Origin of the sequence: Kitasatospora sp. NPDC047058, from assembly GCF_040643935.1 — a bacterium.
GTDB lineage: Bacteria > Actinomycetota > Actinomycetes > Streptomycetales > Streptomycetaceae > Kitasatospora.
This window is the reverse complement of sequence record NZ_JBEYVJ010000142.1, coordinates 1-18,325: the sequence shown is the minus strand read 5'-3', so window position 1 is coordinate 18,325 and position 18,325 is coordinate 1. Positions and strand designations below refer to the sequence as shown.

General features: G+C 70.9%; 19 protein-coding genes. 11 read left to right on the top strand and 8 right to left on the bottom strand.

Annotated features, from left to right (window positions below; genetic code table 11):
* From ABZ885_RS21475 to ABZ885_RS21460, 4 genes are all read left to right on the top strand, one after another.
* The coding region (locus ABZ885_RS21475) for an ABC transporter substrate-binding protein (protein ID WP_360190799.1) at positions 1–726 on the top strand (726 nt) is incomplete at its 5' end.
* Between the two features lie 34 nt (positions 727–760).
* Positions 761–1,735: an amino acid ABC transporter permease gene (locus tag ABZ885_RS21470; RefSeq protein ID WP_360190796.1), complete on the top strand. Its 975-nt coding sequence runs from the start codon at positions 761–763 to the stop codon at positions 1,733–1,735.
* Positions 1,732–2,532 carry an amino acid ABC transporter ATP-binding protein gene (locus ABZ885_RS21465; protein WP_360190793.1) on the top strand — a complete coding sequence of 267 codons (801 nt, stop codon included), beginning with the start codon at positions 1,732–1,734 and terminating at the stop codon, positions 2,530–2,532. Before ABZ885_RS21470 ends, ABZ885_RS21465 begins: the two co-directional genes overlap by 4 nt.
* Before the next feature lie 117 nt (positions 2,533–2,649).
* Positions 2,650–3,243 (top strand): CGNR zinc finger domain-containing protein, encoded by a 594-nt coding sequence (locus tag ABZ885_RS21460; protein ID WP_360190805.1) that lies wholly within the window; start codon positions 2,650–2,652, stop codon positions 3,241–3,243.
* A gap of 40 nt (positions 3,244–3,283) precedes the next feature.
* Here ABZ885_RS21460 and sodX read toward each other — a convergent pair whose 3' ends face one another.
* Positions 3,284–3,724 carry a nickel-type superoxide dismutase maturation protease gene (gene sodX / locus ABZ885_RS21455; protein WP_360190802.1) on the bottom strand — a complete coding sequence of 147 codons (441 nt, stop codon included), beginning with the start codon at positions 3,722–3,724 and terminating at the stop codon, positions 3,284–3,286.
* Positions 3,725–3,908: 184 nt separating this feature from the next.
* On the opposite strand from sodX, the gene sodN reads away from it, so the two are divergent.
* The 5 genes from sodN to ABZ885_RS21430 all read left to right on the top strand — a co-directional run bounded on the left by sodN (position 3,909) and on the right by ABZ885_RS21430 (position 7,199).
* On the top strand, positions 3,909–4,304 hold the full coding sequence (sodN, locus tag ABZ885_RS21450) for a superoxide dismutase, Ni (RefSeq protein WP_045699892.1): 396 nt from the start codon (positions 3,909–3,911) through the stop codon (positions 4,302–4,304).
* Between the two features lie 203 nt (positions 4,305–4,507).
* Complete coding sequence (locus ABZ885_RS21445) at positions 4,508–4,891, top strand: nuclear transport factor 2 family protein (RefSeq protein WP_360190791.1); 384 nt, start codon at positions 4,508–4,510, stop codon at positions 4,889–4,891.
* A gap of 9 nt (positions 4,892–4,900) precedes the next feature.
* Positions 4,901–5,377, top strand: coding sequence for a GNAT family N-acetyltransferase (locus ABZ885_RS21440; protein ID WP_360190789.1), 477 nt, complete (start codon positions 4,901–4,903; stop codon positions 5,375–5,377).
* Positions 5,378–5,634: 257 nt separating this feature from the next.
* A complete protein-coding gene (locus ABZ885_RS21435) occupies positions 5,635–6,045 on the top strand; it encodes an anti-sigma regulatory factor (RefSeq protein ID WP_360190786.1) in 411 nt (136 codons plus the stop codon).
* A 158-nt stretch (positions 6,046–6,203) separates the two neighbouring features.
* Complete coding sequence (locus ABZ885_RS21430; RefSeq protein ID WP_360190783.1) at positions 6,204–7,199, top strand: RNA polymerase sigma factor SigF; 996 nt, start codon at positions 6,204–6,206, stop codon at positions 7,197–7,199.
* Positions 7,200–7,235: 36 nt separating this feature from the next.
* Here ABZ885_RS21430 and ABZ885_RS21425 read toward each other — a convergent pair whose 3' ends face one another.
* Complete coding sequence (locus tag ABZ885_RS21425) at positions 7,236–7,664, bottom strand: hypothetical protein (protein WP_360190780.1); 429 nt, start codon at positions 7,662–7,664, stop codon at positions 7,236–7,238.
* Between the two features lie 50 nt (positions 7,665–7,714).
* Between ABZ885_RS21425 and ABZ885_RS21420 the strand changes: the two genes are divergently transcribed.
* Together ABZ885_RS21420 and ABZ885_RS21415 are read left to right on the top strand one after the other, a co-directional pair.
* Positions 7,715–8,686, top strand: coding sequence for a diacylglycerol kinase family protein (locus ABZ885_RS21420; protein ID WP_360190778.1), 972 nt, complete (start codon positions 7,715–7,717; stop codon positions 8,684–8,686).
* A gap of 367 nt (positions 8,687–9,053) precedes the next feature.
* Entirely contained in the window at positions 9,054–9,305 is a 252-nt protein-coding gene (locus ABZ885_RS21415) for a WhiB family transcriptional regulator (protein WP_014138019.1), read from the top strand.
* 466 nt (positions 9,306–9,771) lie between these two features.
* Here ABZ885_RS21415 and ABZ885_RS21410 read toward each other — a convergent pair whose 3' ends face one another.
* The 6 genes from ABZ885_RS21410 to ABZ885_RS21385 form a co-directional block, all read right to left on the bottom strand.
* Positions 9,772–11,292, bottom strand: coding sequence for a PAS domain-containing sensor histidine kinase (locus ABZ885_RS21410; protein ID WP_360190775.1), 1,521 nt, complete (start codon positions 11,290–11,292; stop codon positions 9,772–9,774).
* A gap of 458 nt (positions 11,293–11,750) precedes the next feature.
* The gene (locus ABZ885_RS21405; protein ID WP_360190772.1) at positions 11,751–12,809 is read right to left on the bottom strand and encodes an SIS domain-containing protein; all 1,059 of its coding nucleotides are present in this window, start codon (positions 12,807–12,809) and stop codon (positions 11,751–11,753) included.
* Positions 12,810–12,989: 180 nt separating this feature from the next.
* Positions 12,990–14,306 (bottom strand): extracellular solute-binding protein, encoded by a 1,317-nt coding sequence (locus ABZ885_RS21400; protein ID WP_360190770.1) that lies wholly within the window; start codon positions 14,304–14,306, stop codon positions 12,990–12,992.
* A gap of 474 nt (positions 14,307–14,780) precedes the next feature.
* A complete protein-coding gene (locus ABZ885_RS21395; RefSeq protein WP_360190767.1) occupies positions 14,781–16,334 on the bottom strand; it encodes a glycoside hydrolase family 3 protein in 1,554 nt (517 codons plus the stop codon).
* A gap of 6 nt (positions 16,335–16,340) precedes the next feature.
* Positions 16,341–17,171 (bottom strand): carbohydrate ABC transporter permease, encoded by an 831-nt coding sequence (locus ABZ885_RS21390; RefSeq protein ID WP_360190764.1) that lies wholly within the window; start codon positions 17,169–17,171, stop codon positions 16,341–16,343.
* The gene (locus tag ABZ885_RS21385; protein ID WP_360190761.1) at positions 17,168–18,193 is read right to left on the bottom strand and encodes a sugar ABC transporter permease; all 1,026 of its coding nucleotides are present in this window, start codon (positions 18,191–18,193) and stop codon (positions 17,168–17,170) included. Before ABZ885_RS21385 ends, ABZ885_RS21390 begins: the two co-directional genes overlap by 4 nt.
* Positions 18,194–18,325: the final 132 nt, after the last annotated feature.

Below are 18,325 nucleotides of genomic sequence, written 5' to 3'. Positions count from 1 at the left end.
GTTGTGGCCGCCGACGCCTCGTACGCGCCCAACGAGTACCAGGACTCCTCGGGCAAGATCATCGGCATGGACGTGGACCTGGCCAACGCCATCGGCCAGAAGCTGGGCATTCCGGTCGAGGTCCAGAACTCGCCGTTCACCGCGATCATCCCCGGCATCCAGGCGAACAAGTTCCAGCTGGCCATGAGCTCCCTGACCGACAACAAGGAGCGCGAGGCCACCGTCGACATGGTGACCTACTTCCTCGCGGGCACCAGCGCGGCGGTCAAGAAGGGCAACCCGGACAACATCGACCCGAACAACCTGTGCGGGAAGAAGATCGCCGTCCAGACCGGCACCACCCAGGCCGACCAGATCAAGGACGTCATCAACCCGGCGTGCGTCGCGGCCGGCAAGCCCCCGGTGCCCAACGACGGCGACAAGTTCGACCTGCAGACCGACGTCACCCAGGCGGTGGTCTCCGGGCGCGACCAGGTCATGCTGGCCGACTCCCCGGTCATCGACTACGCGATCAAGCAGACCAACGGCCAGCTGGAGCAGCTCGGCACGGTCGAGGGCAAGGCGCCGTACGGCATCGCCCTGGCCAAGGGCTCCGCACTCGCCAAGCCCGTCCAGGGCGCCGTCCAGTCGCTGATGGACGACGGCACCTACAAGGCGATCCTGGACAAGTGGGGCGTCCAGGCGGGCTCGATCAACCAGTCCCAGATCAACGGCGCCACCAGCTGACCCCTCGCCAGTTCCCCACCCCCCTGAGGCCACTGTGAACCATTCCGATCAGGGGAAGGCGCACCCGGGACGGCCCGAAACCTTCAAGGCCGTCCCGGTCCGCCACCCCGGCCGGTGGGCCGGAGCCGTCGTCGTCGCGGTCCTCGCGGCGATGCTGCTCCACGCCCTGATCTTCAATCCCGCGTTCCAGTGGGATGTCGTCAACACCTACCTCTTCGATTCCAGCATCCTGCACGGCCTCGGTGTGACCCTCGAGCTCACCGCGCTGTCCATGATCATGGGCGTGGCCGGCGGCATCATCCTCGCGGTGATGCGGCTGTCGCCGAACCCGCTGCTGTCCGGCACCGCGTGGTTCTACATCTGGGTCTTCCGCGGCACCCCCGTGCTGGTCCAGCTGGTGTTCTGGAACTTCATGGGCGCGCTGTGGCCCCGGCTGTCGATCGGCATCCCGTTCGGCCCCGAGTTCTGGTCCGAGTCGACCAACACGCTGATCCCGGTGTTCACCGCGGCCCTGCTCGGCCTCGGCCTCAACGAGGCCGCGTACATGGCGGAGATCGTCCGCGGCGGCATCCAGTCGGTGGACGAGGGGCAGACCGAGGCGTCCCACGCGCTCGGCATGAGCCGCTTCGCGACCATGCGCCGGATCGTCCTGCCGCAGGCCATGCGGGTGATCATCCCGCCGACCGGCAACGAGACCATCTCGATGCTCAAGACCACCTCGCTGGTCAGCGTCATCGCGCTGGAGGAGCTGTTCCGGGCCGGGCAGAACATCTACTCGCGCACCTTCCAGACCATCCCGCTGCTGATCACCGTCAGCCTCTGGTACCTGTTCCTGACCTCCGTACTGACCATCGGGCAGTACTACGTCGAGCGGTACTACGCTCGGGGTACCACCAGGACGCTGCCGCCGACTCCGCTCCAGCGGCTTCGCGGCCTGTTCCGCGGCAAGCCGGCCCCGAAGGCCGACCACGACGTGGTCCCGGGGCTCGAGGGAGGTGGTCACGCATGACCGACCTGAGCAAGGCCCCCCAGGACGCGGTCCTCGGCGAGCCGATGGTCAAGGCCGAGGGCGTGCGCAAGTCGTACGGCCTGGTCGAGGTGCTCAAGGGCATCGACCTGGAGGTCAAGCCGCGCGAGGTGTTCTGCCTGATCGGCCCGTCCGGCTCCGGCAAGTCGACCTTCCTGCGGTGCATCAACCACCTGGAGAAGATCAACGGCGGGCTGCTGTCCGTCGACGGCGAGCTGGTCGGCTACCGGCGCAAGGGCGACAAGCTCTACGAGCTCAGGGACCGCGAGGTCGCGCTCAAGCGGCGGGACATCGGCATGGTCTTCCAGCGCTTCAACCTCTTCCCGCACATGACCGCCCTGGAGAACATCACCGAGGCGCCGGTGCAGGTGAAGGGCGAGTCCAAGGCCGCCGCCCGGGAGCGCGGCATGGCCCTGCTGGAGCGGGTCGGGCTCTCCGACAAGGCGAAGAACTACCCGTCCCAGCTCTCCGGCGGCCAGCAGCAGCGCGTCGCGATCGCCCGCGCCCTCGCCATGAAGCCGAAGCTGATGCTCTTCGACGAGCCCACCTCGGCGCTCGACCCGGAGCTGGTCGGCGAGGTGCTGGACGTCATGCGCGGCCTCGCCGAGGAGGGCATGACGATGATCGTGGTGACCCACGAGATGGGCTTCGCCCGTGAGGTCGGCGACGCGCTGGTCTTCATGGACGGCGGCGTCGTCGTCGAGTCCGGCAACCCCCGCGAGGTGCTCACCGACCCGCAGCACGAGCGCACCCGCGCTTTCCTGTCCAAGGTGCTCTGAGCGCACCTTCCCGTCGGCGCCCGGCAGGCCGGTCCTGCCGGGCGCCGACGTTTTGCCCACCCGGGTAATAGGCTGGAAGCAGTCAGCCCGTTACCGATGTTGTTTGGAAGGACCACCGTGGAGCTCGCCTCGTACGCCGATCTGGCCGTTCGGCTGGTGAACACCGAGGAGCCCGAGCGCGGCACCGACTCATTGACCTCGGTGGACGCGGTGCGCGCACTGTTCTCGGAGTCGTCGCGGGCCGCCGCGCTCGCCGACGAGTCGGACCTGCCCCGGCTGCGGGCCGTCCGGACCAGGCTGCGCGGCGTGTTCGAGGCCGCCGCCGAGGGGGACGAGGTCCGCGGCGTCGACCTGCTCAACAGCCTGCTGATGGAGTACCCCGTCAGCCCGCTGGTCTCCGGGCACGACTACCTGGACGACGCCGGGCGGCCGCGCTGGCACCTGCACCTCGCCGACAACTCGGCGACCGCCACCGCGCACTTCAGCGCCGTCGCCTGCATGGGGCTGGCGGTCCACCTGACCGAGCTGGGCGCCGACCGGCTCGGCATCTGCCAGGCCGCGCCCTGCCGCAACGCCTACCTCGACACCTCCACCAACCGCTCCCGGCGGTACTGCTCCGACCGCTGCGCCACCCGCGCCAACGTCGCCGCGTACCGGGCGCGCAAGCGCCAGGAGGCCCAGGACGCGGCCACCGGGGCCGACCAGGGCTGAGGCGGATCCGGGACCGCGGGCCGCCGGGGGCCGTCCGCGGTCAGAGGCCGTCCGGGTCGGCCCAGACGCCGAGCCGGCGGGCCAGCCCGGGCACCCGGGCCAGCGGACCGGTGAGCAGCAGGCGTTCCAGCCGGCGCCCCGGGGCCAGCCAGACCGGGCGGGGCCGCAGCCGCAGCAGCACCCGGCCGAGCACCAGCTCGTCCGGGACGGCGCCGTAACTGCGGCTGTCGCTGTCGACCGGCCGGTTGTCGGAGAGCAGCCACCAGCCCTTCGGCCGGCGCTCGGTGGCCCGCTTCACCACCAGCAGGTCCTGCTGGAACGGGTGGCGGAACACCACCACCGCGCCGGGCCGGATCCGCGCGCCGTAGCGGACCAGCAGCTGGTCGCCCTCGCGCAGCGTCGGCACCATCGACGGCCCCGCCACGTCGATCAGCCCGAACGGTGCGCCGCCCCCCGGGACGCCGTCCTCCGGTTCCGTCATCCGTGTCACGCATCCTCCTCCCGGCCACCGCGTCCCAGTCTGCCGCACCGGCGGCCGCCCGCCGATGTCCGGATTGGGCAGGTTGCGGCTCCGCCTTTTGCCCTAGGCCCGCCGCCCGGCCGCGAAACCCGGGGATCGGAAGGGTAATCTCGGGCGCGGGAAGACGATCTAAGGAAGGACTCCCATGTTCTCTCGTCTGTTTGCACCGCGCGCCACCGCCCACGCCCACTGCGACCTGCCCTGCGGCGTCTACGACCCGGCGCAGGCCAAGCTCGAGGCCGAGTCGGTGAAGGCCACCCAGGAGAAGTACCAGGCCAACGAGGACCCGCACTTCCGCGCCCGCGCCATCATCATCAAGGAGCAGCGCGCCGAGGCCGTCAAGCACCACATCTCGGTGCTGTGGAGCGACTACTTCAAGGCCCCGCACTTCGAGAAGTACCCGCAGCTGCACCAGCTGATCAACGACACCCTGAAGGCCGCCTCGGCCGCCAAGGCGTCGACCGACCCGGCCACCGGCCAGGCGCTGCTCGACCTCATCGCCGAGGTCGACAAGATCTTCTGGGAGACCAAGCAGGCCTGATCCCGGATCAGCCTCCCTCGGCCGCCCCCGTCCGCATGCCGGACGGGGGCGGCCGCGTTTCCGCCACCGGCCGACGACATCGGGCGGCGGCATAGGGCGGCGGCACAGGGCCGGCGACGGGCCCCGGAAGCCGCCGGGCGGGCCGCCGGGGCGGGCGTACGCTCGGAGGTACGAGCCGACGGAACCGACCGGAGGAGCGAGAGATGACCACCATGGCCGCGCCGTCCGCCTTCGACACCACGGCACTGCGCGAGGGCATCGAGCGCAGCGACGCGGACGCCCTGCTGTCGCTCTACGCGGACGACGCCGAACTGCGCATGGTCGACCGCAAGACCCAGCCCAGCCACCCCCTGGTGATGCACGGCCGGGACGAGATCGGCGCGATGCTGAGCGACCTCTACGGCCGGGAGATGACCCACAAGCTGGAGCAGGTGGTGCTCCAGGGCGACCACCTCGCCTTCATGGAGTCCTGCCAGTACCCCGACGGGGTCCGGGTCCTGGTCAGCTCGATCGCCGACCTGCGGGACGGCCGGATCGTCGACCAGACGTCGATCCAGGCCTGGGACGAGACCGAACCGGCCAAGTAGGCTCGCCATATGATCCGCACCGCCGTAGTCACCGATGTCCCGGTCATCCACGCCATGATCCGCGAACTCGCGGAGTACGAGAAGGCCCCGCACGAGGCGGTGGCCACCGAGGAGGGACTGCGCGACGCGCTGTTCGGCGCCCACCCGGCGCTGTTCGGCATGATCGCCGAGGACGACACCACCGGCGAGCCGGTCGGCTTCGCGGTCTGGTTCCTCAACTTCTCGACCTGGCGCGGGACCCACGGGATCTACCTGGAGGACCTCTACGTCCGCCCGGAGGCCCGCGGCGGCGGCCACGGCAAGGCGCTCCTGCTGGAGCTCGCGCGGATCGCCGTCGAGCGCGGCTACTCGCGGGTGGAGTGGTCGGTGCTCGACTGGAACGAGCCTTCGATCAACTTCTACAAGTCGCTCGGCGCGGTGCCGATGGACGGCTGGAGCGTCTTCCGGCTCACCGACGAGGCGCTCTCCGCCGCCGGCGCCCGCTGACTTCCGGGGATTCCCGGCAGTGGCGTCAAGCCACTGCCACCCTGTGTCGCGAGGGCTTACCATGAGTGACTCCCACACCGGGTGCAAAAGCGGTAACGTCTCGTGCGGATGCGCGGCGTCCGGAGACCCCCGAAGGGGTATGACCGGTACGTACCGCACCACCCCTCTGGACAGTTGGGGCGAAGCAGTTGAGCCAAGCAACAGACAGTGCCGCGGCCACCGGCCCGGAAGCACAGCGCGTCACCCAGGAGGTGAGGGTGTCCCAGATCGACGGCGAGCCCGGAGTGCAGGACTTCGTGGAGGTCCGGCTGCCCGCGGCGGGGGCCTACCTCTCGGTGCTGCGAACAGCGACGGCGGGGCTCGCGGCCCGGCTGGACTTCACGCTGGACGAGATCGAGGACCTCCGGATCGCGGTGGACGAGGCCTGCGCCATCCTGCTCCAGCAGGCGGTGCCCGGCTCGGTCCTCTCCTGCGAGTTCCGGCTGGTGGGCGACTCGCTCAAGGTCATCGTCTCCGCCCCGACCACTGACGGCCGGGCCCCGGAGCGGGACACCTTCGCCTGGACGGTGCTCTCGGCGCTGGCCGGCGAGGTGGAGTCCTCGGTCGGCGAGGACAACACCGTGTCGATCAGCCTGCACAAGAAGCGCGGCGGTTCCAGCGCCCATTAGCGCCGCAGCAGCAGCACCGCACATGGGCCGTCCGCCCGGCACCCCACCCGGGCCGGCGGGCGGCTCCCGGTACCGCCCGACCCGCGGTACGACCGACAAGACGAATCCGGGGCCGCCCCACGGCCCCGGTGCTCCCGGAACGGAACGGGGGAATGGCCGTGAGTGATCTGGACCGTACCGGCCTCGCGACGGCGGGCCCTGCCGTACCGACCCAGGCGAGCGTTCCCGGCCTCGCCGACAACGACGAAGCGCACCCGAAGGACGCCCACCGGATGAGCCAGCCGACCGAGCCGACGTCCGACCCGTCGCAGACACCCTCGCCCCCGCCGTCCCCCGAGGACGGCGCGGCCGAGGCGCTGCGCGGTGCGGTGCCCGCCCAGGCCCCGCACCGCTCCGGCGCGCCGGACCGCGAGGCCGCCCGGGCCCTGTTCGTCCGGCTGTCCGCGCTGCCCGAAGGCTCCCCGGAGCGCGTCGAGCTGCGCAACCAGCTGGTGCGCATGCACATCCCGCTCGTGGAGCACCTGGCCAGACGGTTCCGCAACCGGGGCGAGCCGCTGGACGACCTGACCCAGGTCGCCACGATCGGGCTGATCAAGTCGGTGGACCGGTTCGACCACGAACGCGGGGTCGAGTTCTCCACCTACGCGACGCCGACGATCGTCGGCGAGATCAAGCGGCACTTCCGCGACAAGGGCTGGGCGGTGCGGGTGCCGCGCCGGCTGCAGGAGCTGCGGCTGTCGCTCACCACGGCGACCAGCGAGCTCTCCCAGCGGCACGGCCGCTCCCCCACGGTGCACGAGCTGGCCGAGCACCTGGGCATCTCCGAGGAGGACGTGCTGGAGGGCCTGGAGTCCGCCAACGCGTACTCCACGCTGTCCCTGGACGTGCCGGACAGCGACGACGAGTCGCCGGCCGTCGCGGACACCCTGGGCGCCACCGACGAGGCACTGGAGGGCGTCGAGTACCGCGAGTCGCTCAAGCCGCTGCTGGCCCAACTGCCGCCCCGGGAGCAGAAGATCCTGGTGCTGCGGTTCTTCCGGAACATGACGCAGTCGCAGATCGCCGCCGAGGTGGGCATCTCGCAGATGCACGTCTCCCGGCTGCTCGCCCGCACGCTGGCCCAGCTGCGGGAGAAGCTCCTGGTGGAGGAGTAGTCCTGACGGACGCTCAGCGGCCGCGGCCCCCTGCGCTCAGCCCTCGTGCGGAGCGTAGAGGGCCGCGGTCGACTTCGGGCTGAGCAGGGCGCCGATGCCGGTCACGCCGAGCAGGCCGACGGCGGTCCCGACGGCCGCCATCACGCCGCCGCTCTGCCACATGTAGTAGGCCACCGGCAGGCAGATCGAGTTGGTCAGCACCGCCGGGCTGCGGCCCCAGCGCCGGCCCTTCAGCAGCGCCCGGGCGGCCAGCACCGGCAGCACGCCGAGCAGCAGGATCACCAGACCGCCGAACTCGTTGAGGGCGAGCTGCTTGGACTGGCCGGACAGCGCGGCCACCATGTCCCAGACCCCGACGACGGCCAGCGCGGCGCCCTCCAGGGCCGTGATGGCGGCCCCCACGGTCAGGGACGCGGGCCGGCCGCTGCCGGGCACGGGTACGGGTGCGGAGGATTCTGCGGTCACTCCAGCAGGGTAGCCGCCGGTTGGTCCGTACCGACCCGTAGGCTGAGCACATGCGCGCTCTCCTGGTCGTCAACCCGAAAGCGACCACCACCAGTGGCCGCACCAGGGATGTCCTGATCCACGCCCTGCGCAGCGACCTCAAGCTGGAGGTCGCCCAGACGGAGTACCGGGGCCACGCGCGCGACCTGGCCCGGGAGGCGGCGGAGGACGGCACGGTCGACCTGGTGGTGGCCCTGGGCGGCGACGGCACGGTCAACGAGGTGGTGAACGGGCTGCTGGCGCACGGCCCGGGCGAGAAGGTCCCCCGGCTGGCCGTGGTGCCCGGCGGCTCGACCAACGTGTTCGCCCGCGCGCTGGGCCTGCCCAACGACCCCGTGGAGGCCACCGGGGTCCTGCTGGACGCCATGGAGCGCCGCCGGGAGCGGCCGGTCGGCCTGGGCAAGGCGATGACCGAGGGGCTGCCGGACCGCTGGTTCACCTTCACCGCCGGCCTGGGCTTCGACGCCGGTGTGGTCGGCCGGGTGGAGGAGCAGCGCAGGGCGGGGCGCAAGTCCACCCACGCGCTCTACGTCGGGCAGGCGCTCCGGCACTACGTCACCCAGCGTGAGCAGCGTCGGTCCGGCCCGGTCACCCTGCACATGCCGGGCCACGACCCGGTTCCGGGCCTGGTGCTGGCCATAGTCAGCAACACGTCCCCGTGGACGTTCCTGGGCAACCGCCCGGTCTACCCCTCCCCGCTCGCCTCCTTCGACACGGACCTCGACGTCTTCGGCATCACCCGGATGACGGCGTTCGGCACGGCTCGAACGGTCCGTCAGATCCTGCGGTCGCACAGCCCTTCGAGCGATGGCGGCACACCCCCCGGCCCGTCCGGGAAGCACGTCGTCTCCTACCACGACGCCCGCAACTTCACCTTGGTTTCACAGGAACCGACCCCGTTCCAGGTCGACGGGGACCACCTTGGAGACAGGAGTCGCGTCAGTTTCACAGGCGTACGGCGGGCACTGCGTGTGATTGTGTGACCGGAAGAGGGGTTCGCCCTTCTTCTCGAACGCACAAGCCCCCTTCACTCCATAGAAGTACTGGCTGTGAGCTAGGCGACACCGAAGAATCAAAAATTCCTCCCTGAAGGGGGTTGTATCCGGGCCCGAGGTTTGCGAACCTCTACATGGCGATCGGGACGCATCGCAGCGACGGCAACCAGACCCTGACGGGGGCCGACCGCGGAGTGTCCCTCGAATCGCCGAATCCCTCCCCAGCACAGACCACCCGGGCCCGGTGGGCCTTTGGTCTCTTTTGCTGTTGCGGGATTCGTGAAAGCGTTCACATTCACAAGCCATCGATTGTGCCGACCGGGCCACCCCCGCCGGCAGGAGGAGTTGGACGACCATGGACTGGCGCCACCGCGCTGTCTGCCGCGAAGAGGACCCGGAGCTGTTCTTCCCGATCGGGAACACCGGTCCTGCTCTGCTGCAGATCGAGGAAGCCAAGGCCGTGTGCCGCCGCTGTCCGGTCATGGAGCAGTGCCTCCAGTGGGCGCTCGAGACCGGCCAGGACGCCGGCGTCTGGGGCGGCATGAGCGAGGACGAGCGTCGCGCCATGAAGCGCCGCGCCGCCCGCAACCGCGCCCGCACCGCCTGATCACACGCCGTAGCACCGGCAGTGATGCCGCAGTGACCGCAGTACCGATCAACCCATGATCAAGGGCTTCCCTGCTCCTCCTGGTGAAGCCTTCCGTACAAAGGACCTTGCTCGACGGAGGTCCTGCGACACCGGGCCGCCCAGGCACTTGATACTGTTCACAGAGAGCAATATCGTGGAGCTGAGGCGCTCACCGTGTGCAACGCACCGGTGAGGTGTCGCACCACCCAGAGCCCCCGTTCCGGCCGACTCCCCCCGACGGCCGGAACGGGTTGAGAGGCCCTGTCGACCCACCCCCCCCCGGTCGACAGGGCCTCGTTTCTGTTTCCGGAGCCCCCCTGGGGCCCGCTCCCCGGAGCCCGCGCAGGGTGGTGCGGTGGTGCGCGCCCGGCGTTCCCGCCGGACGCACGCCCCTGCCGCACCTCGGCACACCTCAGCGCACCGGGACCCGCGACGCACCAGCGCCTCAGCGCACCGGGATCTCCAGGACCACCTTCGTCCCGCCGTTCGGGCCGGCCACCATGTCGAAGGTGCCGCCCAGCTCGCCGGTGGCCAGGGTGCGGACGATCTGCAGTCCGAGGTTGCCCTCCTGCTGCGGGTCGAAGCCCTCCGGCATGCCCTTGCCGTCGTCCTGCACGGTGATCAGCAGGTACTCCTCCGGCTTGGCGCCGCCGTTCCAGCTGTCCGACCAGCCCATGCCGGTGGCCGGCGCCCGGCCGCGCAGCGCGGAGACCTCCAGGTTGCCGGAGGCGGTCGGCCCGAAGGCGTGCTCCAGGGCGTTCTGCAGCAGCTCGGTCAGCACCATCGACAGCGGGGTGGCCACCTCGGCGGAGAGGATGCCGAAGCTGCCGGTGCGGCGGGTCGCCACCCGGCCGTCCTGGGACAGCTCCATCACCATGGCGAGCACCCGGTCGGCGATCTCGTCGAAGGCGACCTGCTCGTCCAGCGCCTGCGAGAGCGTCTCGTGCACGATCGCGATCGAGCCGACCCGGCGGACCGCCTCGTCCAGCGCGGCCCGCCCGGCCTCCGACTCCATCCGGCGGGACTGCAGCCGCAGCAGCGCGGCCACCGTCTGCAGGTTGTTCTTCACCCGGTGGTGGATCTCCCGGATCGTCGCGTCCTTGGTCATCAGCTCGCGGTCGCGCCGGCGCAGCTCGGTGACGTCGCGGCAGAGCACCAGCGAGCCGGTCAGGGTGCCCTTGGGCTTGAGCGGGATGGCCCGCAGGGTGACGACGCCGCCCTGCGCCTCCACCTCGGTCTGCCGGGGAGCCCATCCGCTCGCCAGCTTCACCAGCGCCTCGTGCACGGCCGCCCGGGACGGCGGGGCGAGCTCGGCGGTGGCGCGGCCGAGGTGGCTGCCGACCAGGTCGGTGGTGAGGCCGAGCCGGTGGTAGGCGGAGAGCGCGTTGGGGCTGGCGTAGGTGACGATGCCGTCGGCGTCCAGCCGGATCAGGCCGTCGCCGACCCGGGGTGCGGCGTCCATGTCGGCCTGCTCGACGCCGGGGTACGGGAAGGCGCCGGCGGCGATCATCTGGGCCAGGTCGGAGGCGCTCTGCAGGTAGGTGAGTTCCAGCCGGCTGGGAGTGCGGACGGTCAGCAGGTTGGTGTTGCGGGCGATCACGCCGAGCACCTTGCCCTCGCGCCGCACCGGGATCGACTCGACCCGGACCGGCACCTCCTCGCGCCACTCCGGGTCGCCCTCGCGCACGATCCGCCCCTCGTCGAAGGCGGCGTCCAGCAGCGGGCGGCGGCCGCGCGGGACGAGGTGGCCGACCATGTCGTCCTGGTACGACGTGGGGCCGGTGTTGGGGCGCATCTGGGCCACCGAGACGTACCGGATGCCGTCCCAGGTCGGGATCCACAGGACCAGGTCGGCGAAGGAGAGGTCGGAGAGCAGCTGCCACTCCGAGACCAGCATGTGGAGCCATTCCACATCGGCACCGGTCAGGGTGGTGTGGCGGCGGACGAGTTCGTTCAGCGAGGGCACATGGCGAGGGTAGCTCCAGGGCCGCCGGGCCGGCCTGCCGGACCGGCCTGCGCCGCCCCGCCCGGCTGCCGCCGGACCGGCCGCCGCACCAGCCGCCGGGCCGGCCCACAGGTTGTTTAGACCAATTTCCGGGGAGGCCTGGACAAGCCAGATTGGTCTAGTCCACAATGAAAGAGCACCAAGGAGAGGCCCCCCGCGCAACTGCCCTGACCCGCGCGAGGCCCCTCCTCGGTCGGACGCCGCCGAGCGAGGACCCCGCACAGTCCTCGGTCGTCCCCGGTGCCCGACGACAGCTCCGGGCTGCGGTGCCGCACGGGTTGAGGGTCCCGTGTCGGCGCCGTGGCCCGTAGTGCTTTCCGGGTGCACGCAGCCACGCCCCGCCGCTCGAAAAGGCCGGGCCCCCGTCCACAGGCTGTGGACGGGGGCCCGGCCTTCGCCGTTGCGAACGGGCGGCGGCGTCAGTGGGTCTCGGTGACCTTCGCCAGGGCGCGCGGGGCGTCCGGGTCCTGGCCGCGGGCGATGGTGACCTCGTAGGCCAGCTGCTGCAGCGGCAGGATCTCCAGGATGGTCTGGACCTCCTCGGGCACCCCGGCCGGCAGCGCGAAGCCCGCCGAGGCGGAGTCCACCTGCGCCTGCTGGCCGATCACCACGAGGTCCGCACCTCGGCCGCGCAGGCGGTCGAGCACCGGCTGCAGGGCCTCGCCGCCCTTGCCGTCCGGGACGATCGCGATGACCGGGGAGACGTTGTCGACCATGGCCAGCGGGCCGTGCAGCAGGTCGGCGCCGGAGAACGGGGAGGCCGGGATGTAGGTGGTCTCCATCAGCTTCAGCGCCGCCTCGCGCGCGGTCGGGTAGCCGTAGCCGCGCGAGGTGATGACCAGCCGCTGGGCGAAGCGGTAGCGCTCGGCCAGGGCCTTCACCTCGGCCTGGCGGGCCAGGATGCCGGCGGCCAGCGCGGGCAGCTCCTTGGCGGCCGAGCCGTCGCCCCCGCGCAGGCCCTCCACCAGCAGGTAGAGCGCCAGCAGCTCGGCGGTGTAGGTCTTGGTCGCGGGGAGCGCCTTCTCCGGGCCGGCCAGCACGTCGATGTGGAACTCGGAGACCTCGGCCAGCGGCGAGGCGGCGTTGTTGGTGACCGCCAGGGTGATGGCGCCGGCCTCGCGGGCGGCCTTGGTGGAGGCCACCAGGTCCGGCGAGCCGCCGGACTGGCTGACGGTGATCACCAGCACGTCGTGCAGGTCCGGCTTGGCGCCGTACGCGGTGGTGGTCGACATCGACGTCAGGCCGGCCGGCTTGCCGAGCAGGATCTCGATCAGGTACTTGGCGTAGAGCGCCGCGTTGTCGGACGTGCCGCGCGCGGTGAGCAGGACGAAGCGCGGGTTGCGGGCGGCGATCTCGGCCGCGATCGCGAAGATCTTGGGAGCGCCCTCGTCGAGGATGCGCTGGAGGACGGCCGGCTGCTCGGCCATCTCCGCCGCCATGATCCGGCCGGGGACGGGGACAGTCTGCGTGTCGGACATCTGGGTGTGCCTCCGATGAGATGGTTCTACCCCACACGGGCGGGGATGCCCGGCGGGGACCTCTACGGCGGCGAGTCCGCACACTCGCTGCGGTGATTCCTGCGGCAATCCTACGGGGGCCGCCCCCGGGGAGCACATCGCCTTCCCCGGGGGCGGTCGCCCGCACGCGCCGCGCGGGGGTCAGCCCGCCTTGTTGATCAGCTGGTCGATCGCGGCGTCCGCCTCCTTGGCGGCCTGGTCCACCGGCTTGTTGTTCTTGAGGATGGCGGTCAGCATGTCCGGCAGGATCTTCTGCTTCTCGATCGCGCCCCAGCCCGGCGCCAGCGGCGTGAACCAGGCGTCCGGCACCGCGTTGGCCGCGGCCGCCGTGGCCGGCTTGCTCTTCAGCGGGTTCAGCTGGGTCAGGTTGTTCGGCAGGATGTCCTTGTCGGCCAGCGCCTGCTGGGACTTGGTGCTGGTGAACATCCGGATCCAGTCGGCGGCCAGCGCGGCCGACGGCGACTTGGCGGTGACGGCGAGGTCCGAGCCGCCGATGAAGGTCGGCAGCGGCTTGCCGCCCGGGCCGGGCATGGTGGCCACCTTGACGGCGTCCTTGAGGTTCGGGTCGCCGGTGACCGGCGCGACCACGCTGGCCGCCTCGTAGCCGTTGCCGTAGAAGGCGGCGGCGTGCCCGCGGGCCATCGCCTCGTACTGGTTCAGCTCGTTCACCGCCAGGTCGCCCTTGTTGTACTTGCGGACCAGGTCGACGAAGTGGCCGAGGCCCTGCACGGACTTGGGGTCGCTGAGCGTGCCGTGCCAGTTGCCGCTGCTGTCGAAGCGGGCGATCGCGCCGCCGTACGCCGAGACGTAGCTCATCGCGGCGTACCAGTACGGGCCGGGCAGGTAGAGCGCGGAGTAGGTCTTGTCGGCCTTGTTCTTGTCGGCCACCTTGTCCAGCACCGAGCGCAGCTCGTCCTCGGTCTTGGGGAAGTCCGCACTGCCGGTGGCCGCCTGGAAGGCCGCCGAGTTGTAGACGGCCACCCGGGCGCCCGCGTAGTACGGCACGCACCAGAGCTTGTCCTGGTAGGTGCAGGTGTTGGCGAGCGCCTTGATCCAGCTGTCGGCGTTGTCGAAGCTGCCGCGGTCCACCGGGGCCAGCGCGCCGGACAGCACGTACTTCATGGTCTCGGTGTTGCCGAGCTCCACCACGTCCGGGGCGTTGCCCTCGGCGATCGCCTTGTCCAGCCTGCCGACCTTGTCGGCCCAGCCCTGGTAGGAGAGTCTCAGGGTGACGTTCGGGTACTTGCGGGCGAAGTCGTCGTTGACCCGCTGGACGAGGTCCGGCCAGCTCTTCTGGGCGTCCTCCATCAGCCAGACCGTGACCGTCCCGGTCGCCGACTTCGGGTCGGCGGAGCCGCCCTTGCCGTCCGCGGACGGCGAGCCGCCCGAGGAACAGGCCGTCAGTCCGGCGGCCAGCGCCACGATCGCGGTCGACGCCATGAGCTGACGCTTCTTCACGCCATCCTCCGAGGGTGTGTTGGAGCCTGGATGCCCGCCGGCAACGCACTGGCACCCGCCGGGGAGTGGTCTCCGGGAAGGGGCGGCGATGTGCTTCGGGAAGGGCCGATACCACATCCGGCGAGGTTGAAGTTCGAACCGGATGGACTGGAGCCTGGCCTAGACCACTTGCGGTGTCAACGCCAAATGGCCTACCCGCAAAGGACGTTGCAGACCTGTTGTACCGCGTGGCGATCAGTTGTGGCGCCATCACCCTAAGTAGGACTTAAGGCTGCCTTAAGACCGATTTGAGGGAACACCGTCAGGACACGAACCCCCAGGTCAGCCCGGGTGAAACGGGGGGGAGGTCGAGGGAAAACAAAACGGGCCCGTCATGCGACATGCGCATGACGGGCCCGTTCCCGGACATCCTCCCGGCATCCGGGGCGGCGTCCGGAAGGGCGTCGGATGCCCGGCCGGAGACCTGAGGCAGGGTCAGCCGATCGCTCCCGGCTGCCCGGTGAGCACCTCCACGGCCGCCAGACCGCAGACCCGGGCGGCACCGTGGGTGGCGATGTGCAGGGCGCCGACCGGCTCGGACTGCGGCAGCCCCATCTCGACCACCGCGGCGTCCGGCCGGGCCGCCACCAGGCCGGCCAGCGCGGCCGACATCCACTCGTGCCGGTGGGCGTCCCGGACCACCAGCACCAGGCGGCGGCCCTCGGCGCCGGCCAGCACCTCGGCCACCAGCGCGCCCAGCTGCTCCGGCGCGGCCTCCTGCGGGCCCACCTCGCGGGTGCGGGTGCCCGGGAAGCGGTCGGCCAGCATGCCGGCCACGCCCCACGGGGTCACGTCGCCCACCGCGATGTTGGGCTCGTCCGAGAACGAGGCCACGTACGGGCGCTCGGTCACCGGCAGCACCTCGCGGCCCGGCGCCCGGACCACCCGCAGCGCCCGGCGGGCGGCCCGCAGGCCGACCGCCAGGTCCGGTTCCAGCCGCTCGCCCTGGGCCGCGATCCGGCCCCAGCTGCCGAGCGCGCGCACCCGGCCGGCGGCGTCGGCCAGCCGCTCCTCCGGCAGCGTCCCGGACTGCACGCCCGCCACGATGGCGTCACGCAGCATCAGGACGGTCTCCTCGTCGGCCAGGCCGCCGCCGACGCAGATCGCGTCCGCGCCGGCCGCCAGGGCCAGGACGGTGCCCTCGCCCATGCCGAAGGTGTCGGCGATGGCGCCCATCTCGATCGCGTCGCTGACGATCAGGCCCTGGTAGCCGAGGCCGCCGTCGGCCGGCGCGGCCCGCAGCAGGTCGCGCAGCACCCGCGGGCTGAGCGTGGCCGGCAGCTTCGGGTCGAGCGCCGGGATCATGATGTGGGCGGTCATCACGGCCTTGGTCCCGGCGGCGATGGCCGCCTCGAACGGGATCAGGTCACGGGCGCGCAGCACGTCCAGGTCGACGTCGATCACCGGCAGGCCGTGGTGCGAGTCGACGGCGGTGTCGCCGTGGCCGGGGAAGTGCTTCGAGCAGGCGGCCACGCCGGCCGACTGCAGGCCCTCCACCCAGGCGGCGGTGTGCCGGGCGCACAGCTCCGGGTCGGCGCCGAACGAGCGGACGCCGATCACCGGGTTGCGCGGGTTGGAGTTGACGTCCGCGGTGGGCGCCCAGTTGTAGTTGACGCCCGCCGCGGCCAGCGCCCGGCCCAGCTCGCGGGCGACGTCACGGGTCAGCGCCGGGTCGTCGATCGCGCCGAGGGCGAAGTTCCCCGGCCAGGAGGAGCCGGAGCCGGCCTCCAGCCGGGTGACGTCGCCGCTCTCCTCGTCGATCGCGATCAGCAGGTCCGGGTTCTCCGCGCGCAGCGCCCGGGTGAGCGCGGCGAGCTGCACCAGGTCGGTGACGTTGCGGTCGAACAGCGCGACCGAGCCGAGCCCGGCCGCCAGGTGCCGGCGGACCCACTCCGGCGGCTCGGTGCCGACGAAGCCGGGCTGGAGGACGGTCAGCGCGTCGCGGTGCAGCTGGTCACTGGCGGGCAGGGTGGGGATGAGGATGCTCACGTGGGGTCAGCCCTTCACGGCGCCGTCGGTCAGTCCGCCCACGGCCTTGCGCTGCAGGAAGACGAAGAGGATCAGGATCGGGACCGCGAAGAGGGTGGAGGCGGCCATGGTGGCGCCCCAGTCGGTGCCGAAGTTGGTCTGGAACGAGGAGAGCCAGAGCGGGAGGGTCTGGAACTCCTCCTTCTTGTTCAGGATGTTCACCAGCGGGAACTCGTTCCACGCGGTGATGAACCCGAACAGCGAGGTCGACATCAGACCGGGCGCGAGCAGCGGGAAGATCACCTTCAGGAAGGCCTGGGTGCGGGTGCAGCCGTCCACCATCGCCGACTCCTCCAGCTCCTTGGGCACGGCGGCGATGAAGCCGCGCAGCGTCCAGATCGTGAAGGGCAGCACCATCATCAGGTACAGCGCGGTCAGCGGGACCAGGCTGTTGAGCATGTCGTTGTCACGGACGAGCAGGTAGGCCGCGATGATCATGACCTCCCAGGGCGCCATCTGGGCCGCCATCACGACCAGGACGAAGCTCTTGCGGCCGCGGAAGCGCATCCGCGCGATCGCGAAGGAGGCCAGGGTGGCGATCACCAGCGAGCCGAGCACGGCACCGATCGTGACCACGAGGCTGTTGGTGACGTACGTCCAGAAGTGGGGGGCGTGGACGGCCTTGTCGAAGTGCTCGAAGGTCGCGTCCAGCGGCAGGAAGACCGGCGTCCGGCTGATGATGTCCTTGTCCTGCTTGAACGAGGTCGCGAACATCCAGTAGACGGGGAAGATGAAGAAGACGAAGAGGACGACCGCGATCACGTTCGGCCAGGTACGTCCGATGAGCGAGCGCCTCACAGCTCGTCCTCCTGCTTCAGAATGATGCGGAAGTAGTACGCCATCAGCGCCCCCAGCATCAGGATGGTGAGTACCGCGATCGCGGAGCCGACGCCGAACCGCTGGGAGCCGAAGCCCTCCAGGAACGCCTGGACCGGAAGCGTCCGGGTGAGCCCGTCGGGACCGCCCTTGTTGATCAGGTAGACCTGGGTGAAGGCCTTGAAGACCCAGATGACCTCGAGGAAGGTCGTGGCCAGGAAGAACGGCTTCATGATCGGGTAGATCACCGCGCCGAAGATCTTGAAGGCGCCGGCGCCGTCCATCCGGGCCGCCTCGTAGAGCTCCTTCGGGATGGTGGTCAGGCCGGCGTACATGTTGAACGCCACGAACGGGACCGAGCCCCAGACGATCAGCAGGATGATCACGAAGAAGGTCGGGTACTGGCCCTCGGTCCAGTTGTAGTGGGCCATCGAGTGCCAGCCCAGCTGGTCCAGGAACCAGTTGACGACACCGAAGTTCTGGTCGAACAGCCACTGGTAGACGGTGGTCGCGGCGACCACCGGCATCGCCCAGGCCAGGATCAGCGAGATCGAGAGCGCGAGCCGCATCCGCTGGCCGAGCCGGTTGAGCAGCAGGCCGACCAGCGTGCCGAAGACCATGATCAGGACGACGTTGACCACGGTGAACGCGACCGTGCGGCCGGTGACCGACCAGAACTCCGAGTCGGTCAGCTGGTCGGTGTAGTTCTCGAAGCCGTTCCACTCGGTCAGGTGCTGGATCAGCTGCCGCTTGTTGAGGTTCTGGAACGACACCAGGACGGTCTTGAGCAGCGGCCAGCCGAGCAGCACCAGGGTCGCCGCGACGGCCGGCAGCAGCAGCAGGTACGGCGTGAGGGCGGCGCGCACCGCGCCCGCCCCGACCGGTCTGCCGCTCTTCTTCGGGGTGGCGCGGGCGACGCGGACGTCACCCTCCTCCGTACCGGCCACGGCAGCCTTCCCCGCCTCCGGGGACTGCGTCTGCACCCGCTCCGAATGCACAGCCATCGTTCTCTCTTCCTGGCAAACCTGACCGACGACGGGTGAGGGCGGTCGCGGCCAGCCCGAGGATCAGCGGGGAGGTCCAGCCGTGCTCGGGGCCCTCGATGATCGCGGCGGTGCCGCAGCCGAGCAGCACCA

Coding starts and splice junctions, on each gene's coding strand:
- ABZ885_RS21465 (WP_360190793.1), top strand. CDS start 1,732: ATGACCGACCTGAGCAAGGCCCCCCAGGACGCGGTCCTCGGCGAGCCG.
- sodX (WP_360190802.1), bottom strand. CDS start 3,724: ATGACGGAACCGGAGGACGGCGTCCCGGGGGGCGGCGCACCGTTCGGG.
- sodN (WP_045699892.1), top strand. CDS start 3,909: ATGTTCTCTCGTCTGTTTGCACCGCGCGCCACCGCCCACGCCCACTGC.
- ABZ885_RS21445 (WP_360190791.1), top strand. CDS start 4,508: ATGACCACCATGGCCGCGCCGTCCGCCTTCGACACCACGGCACTGCGC.
- ABZ885_RS21440 (WP_360190789.1), top strand. CDS start 4,901: ATGATCCGCACCGCCGTAGTCACCGATGTCCCGGTCATCCACGCCATG.
- ABZ885_RS21420 (WP_360190778.1), top strand. CDS start 7,715: ATGCGCGCTCTCCTGGTCGTCAACCCGAAAGCGACCACCACCAGTGGC.
- ABZ885_RS21415 (WP_014138019.1), top strand. CDS start 9,054: ATGGACTGGCGCCACCGCGCTGTCTGCCGCGAAGAGGACCCGGAGCTG.
- ABZ885_RS21405 (WP_360190772.1), bottom strand. CDS start 12,809: ATGTCCGACACGCAGACTGTCCCCGTCCCCGGCCGGATCATGGCGGCG.
- ABZ885_RS21385 (WP_360190761.1), bottom strand. CDS start 18,193: ATGGCTGTGCATTCGGAGCGGGTGCAGACGCAGTCCCCGGAGGCGGGG.